The 737-nt window shown below is 67.2% G+C and carries 1 protein-coding gene; it reads right to left on the reverse strand.

The features are described from left to right. On the reverse strand, window positions 1-737 hold a 737-nt coding region (locus NKJ67_RS35080; protein WP_352585895.1), incomplete at both ends, for a cadherin-like domain-containing protein.

Raw genomic sequence — 737 nt, forward strand, 5'->3', positions numbered from 1 at the left:
GTCACGGTCAGCGTGCCGGTCGCGGCCGTGGCGGCCGTGTCGTCGGCGTCGTAGACCTTGTAGCTCAGGTTGAAGCCGAGATTGTCCTCGGTCCCCGCCGTCGGATGCTGGACCGGCGACAGCAGCGTCACCGTATAGGTGCCGGTGACCGCATTGGTCAGGTCAACCTGGAACACATCGACGCCGCCGGCCGACGCGATGATCTGCGTGCCCGCCGCGTTGGCCGTGTAGGTGTAGGTGGTGCCGTTCACCGTCTCCGAGCCGGACACCAGCGCGATATGGCCCGCGCCGTCCGCACCATAATTGTGCGTCAGCGTCCCGGGCTGCACGCTCGGCACGTCATCGCCAGGAGCGTTGTCATGGTTGCCCGTCGCAAGGTCGTCCTCGTCGACCAGCGCCGCCGACGTGCCCGCCGTCGCATGGTTGTTGTCGCCCGAGAAGGTGAACGACAGAACCGCCTGCGAGGTGTCCCCGTCCGCGTCCTTCATCGTGTAGGTGAAGCTGTCCACCGTCCCAGCCGGCACCGATACACCGATCTTCGGGGTATAGATGTAGGAGCCGTCGCCGTTCAGCGTCAGCGTGCCATAGGCCGTCACGATCGGATTGCCGAGCGTGCCGCCCGCCACCGCCGTCACCGTGCCGGGCTGATCCGCACCGACATGGTCGTTGGCCAGGACGCCATTGGCCGCATTCGTCACGATCGCCGCGCCGCCTTCCGTCGCGGCCTGCCCGTCATT

The sequence above is a fragment of the Mesorhizobium sp. M0088 genome (assembly GCF_040322895.1).
Taxonomy (GTDB): Bacteria; Pseudomonadota; Alphaproteobacteria; order Rhizobiales; family Rhizobiaceae; genus Mesorhizobium.